Source organism: Pseudobdellovibrionaceae bacterium (assembly GCA_023898385.1).
Taxonomy (GTDB): Bacteria; Bdellovibrionota; Bdellovibrionia; order Bdellovibrionales; family UBA1609.
The window spans coordinates 959,741-974,523 of the sequence record CP060220.1 but is presented as its reverse complement, the minus strand read 5'-3'; the positions used below and the strand labels follow the sequence as shown (position 1 = coordinate 974,523).

Here is a 14,783-nt window from a genome sequence, read left to right as displayed (position 1 = left end):
TTTTATTCAGTTTTGTTGTTTTGTTTAAGTAGGCTCGAGCACCAACTCACTACAGCTTGTTTTTTCTTCTTAATTTGAGCGGCTGCCTTTTTTGCGCTGGGAATGTACACTTTTTCCCAGGGCGTTTTGCCAGTTACGGCAAATACTGTGGGCAAAAAGACCACGTAAGTGGCCAGCACCCCAAGACCCACATACTCCCAGGTGAGGTACTTCTCGTCAAACGACGCTACTGCCAACGGGATCGAGAGGAAAGTGGTAAGAAATGCGCCAAATCCCCAGGTGGCCACTTTGTAGATGTTGTCGTTGGCGCCATTAGCTCTTGGTGGTGTTAATAACCCCTGGTCTGCAGCCGCCAGTGCATACGGGCGTAGTTCTTCAACTAAGGCTCTGAACCCATCGGAATCCTTAGACTCTTGCACAGCAATTTGCAGTCGCAAGTAGGCTTGTTTAGCGAGTTCTTCGTCTCCGGACCTTTGGGCGGCCATCAATTCAGAAAGAGCGCCAAATACAGGTGATCGCTCCGCATCCTTCAGGGCTTTCACTATATTTGAGGCATCAAGGGCTTGGTCATTGGGTTTACTCAGCCAGCTGTTGATTGTGTTTAACTCATTTTTTAAGTCTTTGCGAGCCTTGCCGTCCATGTCTCTTTGTTGCTCAATAACACGAAGGAGTTCGGTCTTAATTTCTTCGTCAGAGCCCGATCGCAACGCGTACACCAGATCATCTATGGGATCTTTCATGTTTTGGCGGTTTTCACCCACACGCTCTTGTTCGTAGGTGGTGCCTCGACCTATAGGTGTCCATGGCCACCCGTAGGCGAGTTCGGCCCAAACAAAGACCAATAAAAAGGCCATACTAGCCATGTGAAAATTCTGGTCAGTTAAGGCCAGGCGGAAAAACACAGAGGAAATAAAATAAGCCTGAATCGTGGTTATTCGCTTCCAGCTATCCCGAATATAGTAGGCTCCCATATTAGTCTTCGTGAAATGAAACAATCCCACAATCCATTGATACATGCCCACGCCAAACGACTCCGGTCGCACTGTTTGCTCGAGCAACAGCTGTTCAATGGGTGAGTAGTTCTTTTCTTTTTCAACATGCGGCGCTTGTAGTGTCAGCAGTCGGCGCGGGCCTGCGATGAAAAAGTGGAGAATCCAGTTGTGAGCTTCATCGGCCAAGTGCGGTGGCGTCACGTAAGGGAATTCGGCCTGGTGAGCTAAATCTTCGGGGCGGCTCAAATCAGCCCGTTCGCCGACGAGAGCGTAAACAACAGCGACGAGGAAGTTGTCCGAGACAAACTCTTCCCATTGTTGTTTTGCAATGGTTTTGTCGGCCGTCAGGGTTCGTGAAAGTAAGAACTCATAGAGGCCAAAATTACCAATGCCCTTAAGTGTGGATCGAGATAAATTAGACCACCGCACTTTAAACTGTTTCACCTGTTCGCTAGTGGCGCTTTTAGGTTGTTTAACGACAGCTTGAGTGAGTCGGATGAGCTCTTGCGCCTGATCCATTGATAGATTTCGAAAATCATAGCCTTCGTCGGTCTCAAGCAAATGGAGGAGGTAAGATTCGAGAGCTGTTGAGGTGGCGTCCCACTTTTTTTGCAGAGACTTGTTGTCATAGATCTTAATGACGTCAGAAAGATCAATGCCCCCTTTCAGTAGCTCCAAAATGTGTTGGCTATCGGCTTTTGATTCGTGCAAAAGAACAAGGGCGGCCAGATTTCGAGATAAAACTCGGGCACGACTTTGTTCAGCAGCTAAAACTTCAATAGCGCGCATTTGTTTGGCATCCTTGGCCTTGGATTCAGCACTCTTTTTGACAGGGTTTCTAAAGCCCACAGCAAGACTTTCATTTTCGTCGAGACCAAGAATCTCACCTTCTTTGGAGTTTCCATAAACCCGTTTGAAAGGATTAATACCTTTTCGCATGGCCTCTAACGTGGGCTGCTTTAATATATGGGCCAGCGAATGGTACAGCGGGACAGCTACAAAACCGTGGGCCCGGAAGTTCCAAGTAGAAAGTCGGCTTAACACGTCCATAGAGCCGTATTTATCGACGATTTTTTTAAGACGACTTGATGCCACTCGGAGGCGTTCTTTAAATTGCCCATGGGCCATGGGCAGGCTTTTGGCTATTCCCAATTGAATGTACTTTAACGCTGGTATTGAATAGGTGCCGAGCATGCGCACGTACACGGGCACCAAAACCAACAAAGGTAAGCCGAGGGCCAATCCTGGCCAGACGTATGAAGGTTCAAGTAAGACTTCAGGAATATGCTGATAGGCCCAGTTGAGCATGAGGGTCATCTCAGTGGCTACGGTATCAGAGGTGTGGTAGGCGGCCCAGGTACCTAGAGCAGCGCTGCTCGTGATGGCAGCAATTTTTGCGGTGGTCTTGTTGGCTAATTTTTTATACCAACGCACTTTTTCTTCTTTCACAGTGGACGAAATCGTATCACTATGCGCATCTCGCAAAAGACTCTGATAAGACGTCGTGTACTGTTGGTCTTGAGATTCTTGCTCCAGTTGAGCCGACCGATGTTCTAGAGCCTCTTTTTGTTCTCTAAGCGGGAGAGCGTTCTTTTTTCGGCTAAATAGGGAGCTGTGTTTTTCAATGGATTGCAGTTGGGCATCGATTTCCGCAACGGACTGCTTGATGGCGTCTTGCTCTTTTTTTGCCTGATCTTCGATGACTTTAAACGAAGAGATCCATTGCATCATATTGAAAAGATCTTGGGGGCGGCCGCTGTTGGCCTGATCCATTCGACCCTTTACGGTGACTAGACGGTTGATGATAGTTCTAAACTCTTCGCGACTGGTATTGGCAAGATATTCGCGAGTGAGATTGTCGCCGGTTAAGAGCTTTTGTATGAGCTCTTCTGACTTCGCCTTTTGATTTTGTTCAGCTAAGTTTTTTAGTAGATGTCCGACAGGGTCATCTTCTCCAGGTTGTTGATGCACTTGCAGAATATTGGCTATCTTTTCACCCAGTCGTTGCCCGTGACCCGCCTGAGCAAACGCCATGGTGATGACGCCCAAATGGGTGAGGCCTTCAAGCACTCTTTGATCCAATGCTCTTTTGCTCAACAGCCCATGAAATTCCCTGTGGTTTTCATGTTCAGAATAAACAACCACGTCGTAGGCGGCCATCAGGGGTTGTCCGTTGTTATCTCTAGGTATGATTTTTCGTGATGTGGCTGTCTCGGGGTGAGCTAGAATAGAAGCCACTTCTTGTTCTACAAAGGGCTTAAGGCCTCTATGCAAAAATGCGATCTTGAGGTTGTCTGTTTGCACAGGCAACTCCATGAGAGAGGTTTCTGAGCGTGTGTAAGCTCTAAAAACGGGCAGTGGGCCTGGAGTTTTGCCAAAGGCGTAAAGAATCACAAGGCCCATATCGATCACTTCAATATGTCCTTCTTCTGTGAGCATGACCACAAGCTCTTTACTGCGGATGACTGATTTTAAATTGAGATTGGGGATAACATGCACACCCACAATGCGTTCATCACGGATGGCTTGGATGACGAGTCCGCCGTCTTTTACTTCAAAGTGAAGTCCATCATAAACAATAGGTGGGATGTATTCGCTGGCCACCCCAAGGTGGTAGACATGCTTGTCTGTTTCATCGATGAGAAGCTGCCCACGCAACCGGACCGGGTCAATAATGTTTTCAGGGATATCATTTAGATTTCGACTGTAAAGAGCTTCAGCCACGGCATTGTGGCGTTTGATGTCGCTAATAACTTGGGGAGAGTGCGCTGATTCCAGCTCCAGAAGCCGGGAGGCCGGCCCTTTGGGGGTGGCATAGGTGGGAAATCCCGTCAGAGCGACGATCCCACTCATTAAGACACTGAGAAGGCGTCTTCGTCCCAGTTGGCGCTTTAAGCTCCAAGAAGTCAGTTGTTGTCTGAACCCCGAATTCGCCAACCACCATACACGTACAACTTTTTGCTGAGTCATTCCCTTTATTGCCCCTTCACCGCGTGGTTTAGTGTTGATTCATGCAAATTTTTACAAATTTACATGGTGGGTGTTAAAAGTGGTGTCAGTCTGTCCTGCAAACTGCCCCCCAACTGCAAGCGTTGGGCCCCACCGTTTCAATAACCCTTAAAGAGAAAATACGCTGCAAACGCCACGCCATTTTGTGGGGGATTTGCCACGGGAATGTGGTGATTTCTTAAAGGTTATCGGGGGCTTTAGCTGCAATCCTCATGGGGCAACTTGTGGCACTCAGGCACTTCTAGCTGGGGGCGTGGGGCTTTTACTTGTTTTGAGGCTTCGCGCAGGGCTGTTCTTAGTCCCTCTTCCACAACAGGATGATAAAACGGCATGGCCAGGGCTTCGTGTACGGTCATCTTTTTTTGGATGGCCCAAGAGAGTAAATGGGCCAAATGTTCTCCGGCGGGAGCGACCATTTCGGCGCCCAAAAGGAGGCCAGATTCTTTATCGACATAAACACGCAGAATGCCCTTGGCCTTGGCCATCACGAGGGATCGCCCTTGTCCGTCAAAACGCACTTCACCCACCACATGGTCGGTGTCTTTGATTTGCTCGAACGACTGTCCGGCGTAAGCCAGATTGGGGTCTGAAAAGGTAATTCCAAGCCGGGTTCGCCTTTGAAAGCGGATCACATCATCGCGTACAGCATTGTATCCGGCAATTCGGCCTTCATCAGCGGCTTCATGGAGGATGGGTCGATCACCGTTAATGTCTCCGGCTAAAAATAGCGGTAAGCCTTCAACTTGCATTGTGTGGGGATTGAATTTGGGTAGACCCCTTTCGTCTAAAGGCACGCCAGCCGCCTGCAAGTTTAAAGGTTTTAAATTGGGTTTGCGACCCATGGCCGCGAGCACCTGATGGACTTCGGTGGATACCGGACCAGCCGTGACACCGATAGTATTTTTGCTTTTTGAGAGCTCTGCGCGGTGCCCAAGGTGGAGGTTAAGTTCCTCTTTAAGTGTTTGAAGAGCATAATCGTTGACCACAGGGTCTGTGAGTCCACCAATAAAAGGAATGTCGCCAAACAGATGAGTTTCAATTCCTAGGCGAGATAGGGCTTGTCCTAATTCTAAACCAATGACTCCAGTACCCACTACAGCATAGGGTCCGATGATTTCGGTTTGTTCGAAGAATTCGTCTGTGGTGAGAATACGATCGTTGAACGACAACCATGGGACTGGCACAATGGGACTTGAGCCCGTGGCAATAATTATTTTATCAGCCGTAATGCGCTGTCCGTCTACGTCAAGCACCTGTGGCTCAACAAATTGAGCCGTGCCATGAATGATTTTATTAGAAATGCTATCGATGGTTTTTAAAACGCCGCCCACAAAGCGATCTCTGAAAGTTTGGACCCTTTTCATGACGGCAGGCCAATCCACAGAGAGTTGATCGGCGCCATGGAGGCCGAGTTCATTCCATTTGTGTCGGCGGTGAAAGTCATTGGCCGCTTGAATAAATAATTTTGAAGGCATACAGCCCACGCGAGCGCAGGTGGTACCAAAGGGTCCAGAGTGAATCATTACCCAGTCGTCAGTGACTTTTTGCACTTCTCGAAAGGCGGTCATGCCGGCTGTCCCGGCACCGATGATGGCCACCTTCACTTTGAGATCAGGCTTTTTGTTCACTCACTCAATTCCATCTTTGCAATGGTTTGCAGCTGCATATTTGACGTGCCTTCATAGATTTGGCCAATCTTAGCATCGCGATAGAACTTCTCAACTGGGTATTCTTTCGTGAAACCGTTTCCGCCAAAGAGGTCCACAGCCATGGAAGTGATTTTTTCTGCAGCTCTTGAGGAGTACAATTTTGCCATGGCGGCTTCTTTGACAAAATTCTGGCCGGCATCTTTGAGGCGGGCGGCATTGTAGACCATGAGCCGTGCCGCCTCTAGAGATGTGCGCATCTCAGCCAACTGAAATTGCAAACCCTGAAAGGAGCTGATTGGTCGACCGAACTGCTCGCGAGTTTTCACATAGTTGATAGTGGCCTCATAAGCCCCTTGTGCTATGCCAAGCATTTGCGCGCCAATGCCAATTCGACCTTCGTTGAGTGTTTCAATGGCAATTTTATAACCCTTGCCCACTTCGCCAATGACATTTTCTTTTGGTACTTCGCAATTATCAAAAATAAGTTCACAGGTGGAGCTGGCACGAATGCCCATCTTGTCTTCTTTTTTACCCACAGTGAATCCCTTAAAGTCGCGCTCTACGATAAATCCTGTGATGCCTTTGTACCCTTGTTCGGGGTTGATATTTGCAAACACTAAAAACACGTGGGCTTCGCCAGCATTTGTGATCCAAAGTTTGTGTCCGTTTAATACAAACTTGTCGCCTTTATCTTCGGCTTTGAGTTTAAGTGCAAAGGCATCCGAACCACTGGAGCTTTCACTGAGAGCATAGGCGCCCACCCATTCACTGGCCAGTTTTGGCAGATACTTATCTTTTTGTGATTCTGTGGCCCAACGTAAAAACGCATTGGTCACCAGTGTGTTTTGCACATCCACAAGCACACTCACTGAGCCATCGATGCGGGCCATTTCTTCCACAGCCAGGCAAGCCATGGTGAAGGTGCTCTCGGCTCCGCCGAATTTTTCGGGGGATTCAATGCCCATTAGACCCATTTCAAAAAGTTTTTGCACCAGTTTAGGGTCCATCTTTGCTTCTTCATCCATTTTGTTGACGAGGGGCCGAATTTCGCCTTCAGCAAAAGTGCGAATGGCATCGCGAAAAGCAATTTCATCTTCGTTTAATGTGGTGAGTGCTGGTTGTGTGGTGCTCATGAAGTCCTCCCGCTTAAGACTTAAGCAAAAAAAGTCGGCTAAAAAAGAATCGCATCTCGCTGATCTTGCCTTAGTGGTAATGACCGTGTAACTTCACGTCAATGCAAAAGATTAGGCGAGTATTAATAGCTAAGCCTGGGTTAGACGGTCACGATCGAGGGGCCAAGGTGGTCGCACGGGGACTGCGGGATGCCGGTTTCGAAGTGATCTACACGGGGCTCCATCAAACTCCTGAAATGGTAGTCACGGCGGCCATTCAAGAAGATGTGGATATCATTGGTTTGTCTATTCTGTCAGGGGCCCACATTCCTTTAGTGAAAGAAATTTTGCGGTTGCTCGGTGATTCTGGCGTGAATAAGCCGGTATTTGTGGGCGGGATTATTCCTAATGATGACGCGAAGTATCTGCAAGAGTTGGGCGTGAGTGCTGTTTTTGGCCCCGGGTCTGCGATGCAGCAGATTGTCGAAGTGATTAACAAAATCCTGACAGAATCGTAGGCGAATGCTTTTGCCAGTCCTTTCAAGTTAAGTTATGTTCTCGGCGTTTTGTCCAGTGACACAAATAATTCGGGGGGGATTTCTGTGCGGACTTATTTCTCTTTTTTAGTCATAGCCTTTTATATTTGTTTACCTTTAGCACATGCTCAACTCATAGATGATTTTGAACCGCCGGTGATAGATGATCCCGGCAATGGTGGAAACCCTGGAGACAGCGGCAACCCCGGCTCGGGTGGCGATGACGGCGGATTTGAAAATCCTGGTGGTGGTGACCCAGGAACAGGTGGCGATCCCGGAACAGGTGGTGATCCCGGAACAGGTGGTGATCCTGGAACGGGTGGTGATCCTGGAACGGGTGGTGATCCTGGAACGGGTGGTGATCCTGGAACGGGTGGTGATCCTGGAGCAGGTGGTGATCCCGGAACGGGTGGTGGTCCTGGAACAGGTGGTGACCCCGGAACCGGTGGCGGCGGCGACGGAGGATTTGAAGATCCAGGCAACGAAGACCCGGGCAATGAAGATCCCGGCAACCAAGATCCTGGTAATGAAGACCCAGGAAATGAAGACCCTGGCAGCGAAGATCCCGGTGATGACGAAAACCCCACGGAAGAAGCTCAAAACAAAAAGCAGGCTCGCGAGCTAAAGGCTAAAATCGAACCGCTTTTGTACTTGGATTTTGACGGATATAAAAAGGTTATTAATAAAACCGAACAGTCTGATGAGGGATTGAAATCAGAAAGCTCTCGCACGCTGGTCTACGAAGACTATCGGGATGGTTTCAATGTGGTGGAGCACTTTGAAATTAAAGGCGGAGTGGGGGCGAGAGTGCGTTGGTACTATAAAAACGCCGACGGACTTCGCGACAAATTATGGGCCTACGTGGGTCTTATTCCCGTATTTGGAAGTGAACTCACATCCATTCGATATGCGCCCACATTGGAGTCTGCAGATAGCCTGCCCTCATTGTCAACGCCGCCACAAGATCTTGATGAATTGGCCGAGTGGAATGTGGGAGACAGTGTGAGCTATATGTCTTCGGGCGGAATGATGTACTTGGCCGGACTGGGCCTCGGTTGGGTGGGTGGCTCCACCAGTGCGGTGGACGAAGGAAAATGGCAAACGGTAGTGCAGAGACAAAGTGAAAACTCGGCTCTGGTGACAGTTCGAAGTCTTGAGGTCGCTACATCGTATCAGCAGATTCACTCGGTGATCGTGTCTGGTGGTCAATATCAATACAGTACTGAAGGCGAAGTGTTCTCATTCGAGATTCAATTGGGTACAGAGGTGGGCCGAAAAGTCTACTCTGACCTCGTCAACGGAAACTTACAGATTGCTCAAGAGTTTGGTGCCAATCCTGAGGTGCCTGAAGTCAATAGCATTGATGCGGAAGCTATTGTAGAAAAAGGCAAATTCACCAATTTCTTTTTTGGTATTCCTATTCTTTTGAATGTGAAGATCAATAAGGGCTTGATTGCTGGTTTTTCAAGAAAGGATCGGTTGTCTGATGGCACACAGATAGACGTGAGCTACGGTCTGTTCAGAGAAGAAGAGCGGCGGCGCGCTTTCTCCAGTCACAACAATAATGTGGGAAACTTCTATGGAGCTTACTATACGGCCAAACCCAAAGAAGGTGGGCGCCCCGTATCAGGTGTGTTTGGTGAAATGTCTTGGTCTTTTGATGCGGACCACTCCTCCTCTTGGAAGTTGCAAAGAGGCATTCAATACATCGTTCGCCGTACGGGATTTGACGATTATGTGCGGGTGAATATTCCTGAAGATAAAAACCTTCGCTACACTGATGCCAAGTTGTCGCTTTGGTTAAGTGAGAGTCAAACTCGCCGAATGATGGTTGAGGCTGAAAAGCACAGTGCGGTGTCTTTGGCAAAGAAGGCGCGGCGCCTGGTCGAACAGTATTTAAAGGACGATACTGATCCCTATGATCTTTGTTACGATTATGCCTGGGATTATGAGCATTGTCGGTCTGTATTGCCAAAGCAGACCTATAAAGGGGTGTTGAATTTGTTCTCGGGATTAGCCCAAATGAAAAAGAATTCGCAACATGCAAAAGCCTTCACAAAAGCCTACGCGCTTATGGGTAAGGGGGCTATGGCATCACCATTTAGTCTTGATGTGGCGTTGATGCTCGCAGGTGAAGGTGTGAAACTTGAATACCGCATTCGGGGCACGAAGCTTTCTCAATACGAACTGGTCTTATATTCTACAAAAACTCCCGGTGAGTTTGTGGAGTCAGTGGCATCAGACGACAGTGGTGATTATGATGGTATTCGTCCGGTTGATCCCAAGCGTCCGTCGCCCGGTGACGGCGTGATCGTGGGACCGGGTCAACCCGGTGTGATCCCCCGTTAGGTCACCCGGCTTCCTTCATAAGTACCTGCTTCCTTTTGTTGCGACCATGCGTTAGGCGAGGCCCCCAAGCGGGCGCCACCGCTATCCCGATGTGCATGGCGTATCCGGGTTGCGGCACGCAGTGACGCAATCCGAAGACGACATGCGGCCACTCGGGCCAGCGGTGGCGCCCGCTTGGGGGCCTCGCCTAACGCATGGTCGCAACAAAAGGAAGCAGGTACTTATGCTACTAAGCTCTTCATTTTTTGCAGAACTTTTTTAGACTCTAATAGTTCATAGGTTTTTGGGCTTACGTATATTCGAGGCAAGAAATTTCGGTAGTTGCTAAGGACGCTCATCAGGGAATTCGATACATCGATAAGTAGCTTAGGCTCATTGTGGCGAGTAAGGATTTTCACTGAATCAGGTGCAAGCAGCTGTTGCGATTTTTTATAGTCTTGCAGTAGGGCATCGTGATTTTTGGTGAACATCACATCTTTGCTGGGAATATCAAAAATAATCCAGGCATTGGGATCTAGAGATTTGAGTTCGGCCTCTAGCCAATGGGCGGCCTTCGTGGTTTTTTGAACAAGTTCATTGCGATGTTCAACACTTTGCACGAGAGTGGGTTTGACTGGATCAATTTTAATTTGAGCCGGAGGTATGCGACGAGCCAGCATTTCGCTAAGCTCTCGGATCATTGGATGCATAATTCGGCCCGCGAGATACTCGTGTAAAAGGGCCATAAAGTAAGAGTCATTAAACGTGAAGTATTCATTGGGGTGCAGGCTTACATGTTTGATCAAGTGCTCAAACGAGTGGGCAAGTCCGTTTTCTAAGAAATACTGATAAATTTTTGCTGCTATAAGGTCGAACTTGTAGCTTGTGCCGTCGCTGATGATCTGCGAATACCAAAAATATCGACTAATCAAAAAGGACTCAGCCACATTCATAGCGTCTTCTCTGATACATAATATTTCTTCACCTTTATCTTCGTGAATGACCATGTTGCGAATCAAGAATTCTTGGTCGTAGAGGCCAAGTTTAACGCCTGTGTGGTGGGCGTCTCGCAAAAGGTAGTCCATACGGTCTGCATCCACATCCGAGTGCATCAGTTGGTTGGCCACCAGGCGCTTGGCCTGTCCGTTAACAATTCGAGAAAGTTCTTTGGGGTCGATGCCTTCTTCTTTTAGTATGCGAGTGATGCCGTCATCAAAGTCGGTGTTGCAAATGATATGGCTGCCCAAGATTTCGTGGTCGTCCACACCGTTTTTAGTGCCATGTTGATTCTGTTGTCTTGAGTGATTGATGTAAGCCAGTTCAATGGTGTGCGAAAAAGGAAAGGTGCCGATGTCGTGCAACATGGCTGCAAGCCGCATGGTTCGGTGAAAGATGGTTTTTTCATCCTGCACTCGGGGGTTAAACAGCTTTTCTTCGGGCACGGCCAAACCGATACTCTTTAAGATTTTGTCCATGGTGTGCAAAACACCCAAAGCATGGGCGTGGCGAGTGTGGGTGGCGCCTGGAAAAATATAGAAACTAAAACCCAACTGTCGTATCCAACGCAGGCGCTGGTAGTACGGAGTCTCTAGGATGCGGGCCTCCACCCGATTTAGGGTGATGTGGCCGTGGATGTTGTCAAAAATAAGTTTCTTCTGCAGCTTTGCCATTAGTGGATTTATCGGCTTGCAAAGAAGGTGACTTGAGAATTTAGCGATAGGGAGGGGATCGAACATTGTTTCAAAATGAGAATATTCAATAAAAAAGCTGCAGAATTCTCAAGTTGATACACGGGCGGGGACTCCTTTTTGGGGAGACATGAAATTTATGCTAAACTAGACGTTGAGTGAGTTGGAGATGTGGAACGTAAAAAGGAGGGCCTGACATGGGCTCAAGATACAATTCAGTGATCAAAAAAATAGCCTTTCTATTTTTTATTCTGGCGTTTGGAATGAGCCACGTGGCTTGTACCAATGTGGATCCAGAATTCGATATATTTGCATTTAATAAAATTCCAAGTGGTGATGACAACGCGGCTGACCCTTCTGATCCGAATGGCGGTGGAACGATTGGGGATAATACATCTGGCGGCAGTGCGGGAGGCCCGGCCCCTTATTGTGATGCGGCCAGAATAGCAAACGGTCCCTTTGCCAACTCTAACGAGGCAGGCATTGATGGGCTTTCAGAGGCCAATGCCTTCACCATTTGCACTCCCGCGCAGTTGATGGCCATGGGTGCAGATGAGCTGTCTTTGCAAAAACACTATGTGCTCAAACAAGATTTAGACCTGGTTTCGCTGGGGGTCATTAATCCTCTCGGTCACGGCACCGGAAGTATGTTCGTGGGCCAGCTCAATGGCGAGGGGCACGAAATTAGAGACCTCTACGTCGGGACACCGGGTGTGGACTACGTGGGTTTATTTCACGGTATAGGCCTTAGTGGCGAAGTGGTAAATGTGCGATTTAAAAATCCAAATATTTATGGAAACACTTCGGTGGGCGTAGTGGCCGGGAAGAGTTCGGGTGGTCAGATTCGTCAGGTCTCGGCTGTGAATGCTTATGTGAATGGGTCGTATCGCACAGGCGGACTAGTCGGTGAAAATTCCTCGGCAGCCCTGATTGCGGATAGTTTTTTTGATGGATATGTTTGGTCAGATAATTATCAAGTGGGTGGTGTCGCGGGTTACAATGGAGGGGCCGAGATTCGGCGGGTGTATGTAGTGGGGCAGGTCATGAGTGCTGGAGGGGATCAAGTGGGTGGAGTTGTGGGGTACAATCAGTTTTCAAGCGGTATTGTTTCAGATTCATGGTCACGTGCCGATGTGTCTGGTGTTTCATCCTCAAATAAAGTGGGCCCCATCGTTGGGTTGGTTGCAGTAGGTGCAACAGTGGTCAATTCGGCCTTCGATCAAAGTTCAGTCTATGAGAATACAGGTGGTGGTGCCGCAGTGAATTTCAGTCACGGCACAGGCGTACCGCAATCAAGCTATTTTTATTCCTCCAGCAGTGCTGTGTTTGGCTCATGGGATCCGGCCATCTGGTTTTTTGACGAAATAAACCACCCCTATCTGCGCTAAAAATTAAACGAAGTGCCCACTAAAAAAGAAAAGGTCTGAACACTTTTTTCAACCTTTTTAAATTGTTGTCCCACTTCTTGGGTGGAGTAACCGCGGCCCCCATTGTAGTAACCACCGAGGGTGACAGTGGTCAGATCACTCGTATGCAGACCAATATTGGTAGTGAAGCCCAACATATCAATGTGGTCCCCAAAGCGGCGAGTGGGGTTGTCTGGGATTTTCACCTGTGAGGAGAGGTTGGTGAAAAAACCACCTCGCAGACTGATCCAGGGTTCAATATAGTACTCAAGTCCGGCGTTGATGTTCCAAGTGTCACGAAAATAAAAGGTATCGCTGGCAAGTTCTTCTTCCACATCGCTGTAGGTGAGGGGGGCGTAGTAGCTTAAATCAAAACCCACAGTCATTTTCTTTTTTTCTTCATACCCTATCCCCCAGGTCACCTTTGCCGGGATTAAACTTTGCGCCCTCACATGCTTAAAGCTCACCGGCGTGCTGGCGCCAGATGTGGTGCTGATGACGGATCGATAGTAGTCAGCGCTGCCGCTCACCGGCAGCGAGGGAAATCGCAGGCTGATACCTGTGGACCAGTTTTTGCCCAGTTGGTGGTACCCGCCGAGCATGTAGACCAACGAATTATCTTTTAAAACTTTCTCTTCGTTGGTGACCACAGAATCGGATCCCGAGGTGAGTTGATCTGTCACCGAGCGGTTAAATGTGCGAGAAGTGTAATAAATGGTGATGCCCACGCTGGTTTGGTGAGTGAGGTTCAATGCCAAGTTGCCGCCCACCCAAAGTGAAGAATCATTCAAGTTCAGAAAGCTACTGGATTGATCATCACTTTCAACCACGCCAATGTAGTTTTCAAAATCAGGAGATATAATAGAAAGACCGAGCCCAAAATTATGAAAGGTGTACACGTTTCCGCTGGCTGCCGGGACGGGCACAATAGATCCTTGATTGACTCGAAGCGGCGCCTCAGTGAAGTCCTGCTGTTCACCAAAAAGAGTTTCATATTTATTATAAAGGTTCACGGCGGCAGAAAGGCTTGAGCCTTCCATGCGGGCGAGATTGGCCGGGTTGTAGTAAGAAACTGCCGCCGGATCACCAGTGAGAGCGGTAAACGCTCCGCCCATTCCCGCAGCCCGACTGCCAATCATGACCGAATTATAGTTGTAAAATGCGGCCACCGAAGGGTGAGTTATAAAAATTAAAATCAAGATCAGGGATAACTTTGTCTTCATAGCGCAAATAGTATAGCTTTATGCCATGGCAGATTTCAATTTACTTGAGATGGCATGGAAGGTGGCGTCTTTATGGCCCGCTTTGTTATTGGCCCTGTGTTTTCATGAGTACGCCCATGGCTTTGTGGCGAAGCTCAAAGGCGACAACACCGCCGAGATGATGGGGCGATTGACCATGAACCCTATGGCTCACATGGATATTGTGGGTACGGTGGCCCTCCCCATTTTGGCCATTGCTTCGCAGTGGGGATTTTTATTTGGCTGGGCAAAGCCTGTGCCGGTCAACCCGCGAAACCTCCGTCGGCCCAAGGAGGATATGTTTTGGATCGCTTTAGCGGGGCCACTTTCAAACGTGTTATTGGCCTTTGTTGGGGCACTTGCGCTTTTTTTATTGTTGATGTCGCATTCCGATGCGCCGGCCGTGCGGGCGGGGATTGAGGTTGTTAATACTTTTATTTATCTGAACTTTATTTTGGCCGTATTTAACCTTTTGCCATTTCACCCTCTTGATGGGGGAAAGGTCATTGCTCGATTTTTGCCTCCGGCGGCCAATCAGTTCTTAGAGGATCAGCAGCAGATTCTGCAAGTGGGACTTATTTTAATGTTTGTGCTGGGCGGATTTCGATATTTGGCGGTGCCCATTCATTGGCTGTACTCAAGTGTTGTGAATGTGGTGATTCATCTGGTGATGACAGTCTCCTAACTTTGCGCGTCAACAAAGTTCAATGGCTTTTCCCACAAGCCTTTGTCTTCAAAGGGGGGATTGAGACTGATCTCTACCCCTATGAAAAGATTGATAAATCCCAAAAGAATTGTTGAAATCAAGGGGCGCCATTGTTT

9 protein-coding genes are annotated in these 14,783 nt (G+C 48.4%); 4 read left to right on the top strand and 5 right to left on the bottom strand.

Annotation, left to right across the window (positions count from 1 at the left end; genetic code table 11):
- Positions 1-2: 2 nt before the first annotated feature.
- From H6626_04170 to H6626_04160, 3 genes are all read right to left on the bottom strand, one after another.
- A complete protein-coding gene (locus H6626_04170; GenBank protein ID USN48293.1) occupies positions 3-3,962 on the bottom strand; it encodes a hypothetical protein in 3,960 nt (1,319 codons plus the stop codon).
- A gap of 236 nt (positions 3,963-4,198) precedes the next feature.
- The gene (locus H6626_04165; protein ID USN48949.1) at positions 4,199-5,569 is read right to left on the bottom strand and encodes a dihydrolipoyl dehydrogenase; all 1,371 of its coding nucleotides are present in this window, start codon (positions 5,567-5,569) and stop codon (positions 4,199-4,201) included.
- Between the two features lie 56 nt (positions 5,570-5,625).
- Positions 5,626-6,783, bottom strand: coding sequence for an acyl-CoA dehydrogenase (locus tag H6626_04160; GenBank protein ID USN48292.1), 1,158 nt, complete (start codon positions 6,781-6,783; stop codon positions 5,626-5,628).
- 101 nt (positions 6,784-6,884) lie between these two features.
- Between H6626_04160 and H6626_04155 the strand changes: the two genes are divergently transcribed.
- Both H6626_04155 and H6626_04150 read left to right on the top strand, forming a co-directional pair.
- Positions 6,885-7,280, top strand: a complete 396-nt coding sequence (locus H6626_04155) for a cobalamin B12-binding domain-containing protein (protein ID USN48291.1) — start codon at positions 6,885-6,887, stop codon at positions 7,278-7,280.
- 84 nt (positions 7,281-7,364) lie between these two features.
- Positions 7,365-9,647, top strand: a complete 2,283-nt coding sequence (locus H6626_04150; protein ID USN48290.1) for a hypothetical protein — start codon at positions 7,365-7,367, stop codon at positions 9,645-9,647.
- A gap of 221 nt (positions 9,648-9,868) precedes the next feature.
- On the opposite strand, the gene H6626_04145 is transcribed toward H6626_04150, so the two are convergent.
- Positions 9,869-11,296, bottom strand: a complete 1,428-nt coding sequence (locus tag H6626_04145; protein ID USN48289.1) for an HD domain-containing protein — start codon at positions 11,294-11,296, stop codon at positions 9,869-9,871.
- Between the two features lie 215 nt (positions 11,297-11,511).
- Between H6626_04145 and H6626_04140 the strand changes: the two genes are divergently transcribed.
- Positions 11,512-12,702 carry a hypothetical protein gene (locus tag H6626_04140; GenBank protein ID USN48288.1) on the top strand — a complete coding sequence of 397 codons (1,191 nt, stop codon included), beginning with the start codon at positions 11,512-11,514 and terminating at the stop codon, positions 12,700-12,702.
- On the opposite strand, the gene H6626_04135 is transcribed toward H6626_04140, so the two are convergent.
- Complete coding sequence (locus H6626_04135) at positions 12,699-13,943, bottom strand: outer membrane protein transport protein (protein ID USN48287.1); 1,245 nt, start codon at positions 13,941-13,943, stop codon at positions 12,699-12,701. The genes H6626_04140 and H6626_04135 overlap by 4 nt on opposite strands.
- A 49-nt stretch (positions 13,944-13,992) precedes the next feature.
- Here H6626_04135 and H6626_04130 point away from each other — a divergent pair, with 49 nt between their 5' ends.
- Positions 13,993-14,646: a site-2 protease family protein gene (locus H6626_04130; GenBank protein ID USN48948.1), complete on the top strand. Its 654-nt coding sequence runs from the start codon at positions 13,993-13,995 to the stop codon at positions 14,644-14,646.
- Positions 14,647-14,783 lie beyond the last annotated feature (137 nt).

Bases quoted from the DNA above. Each gene is read 5' to 3' on its own strand.
- H6626_04170 (USN48293.1), bottom strand. From the start codon at position 3,962: ATGACTCAGCAAAAAGTTGTACGTGTATGGTGGTTGGCGAATTCGGGG.
- H6626_04165 (USN48949.1), bottom strand. From the start codon at position 5,569: ATGACCGCCTTTCGAGAAGTGCAAAAAGTCACTGACGACTGGGTAATG.
- H6626_04160 (USN48292.1), bottom strand. From the start codon at position 6,783: ATGAGCACCACACAACCAGCACTCACCACATTAAACGAAGATGAAATT.
- H6626_04155 (USN48291.1), top strand. From the start codon at position 6,885: ATGCAAAAGATTAGGCGAGTATTAATAGCTAAGCCTGGGTTAGACGGT.
- H6626_04145 (USN48289.1), bottom strand. From the start codon at position 11,296: ATGGCAAAGCTGCAGAAGAAACTTATTTTTGACAACATCCACGGCCAC.
- H6626_04140 (USN48288.1), top strand. From the start codon at position 11,512: ATGGGCTCAAGATACAATTCAGTGATCAAAAAAATAGCCTTTCTATTT.
- H6626_04135 (USN48287.1), bottom strand. From the start codon at position 13,943: ATGAAGACAAAGTTATCCCTGATCTTGATTTTAATTTTTATAACTCAC.
- H6626_04130 (USN48948.1), top strand. From the start codon at position 13,993: ATGGCATGGAAGGTGGCGTCTTTATGGCCCGCTTTGTTATTGGCCCTG.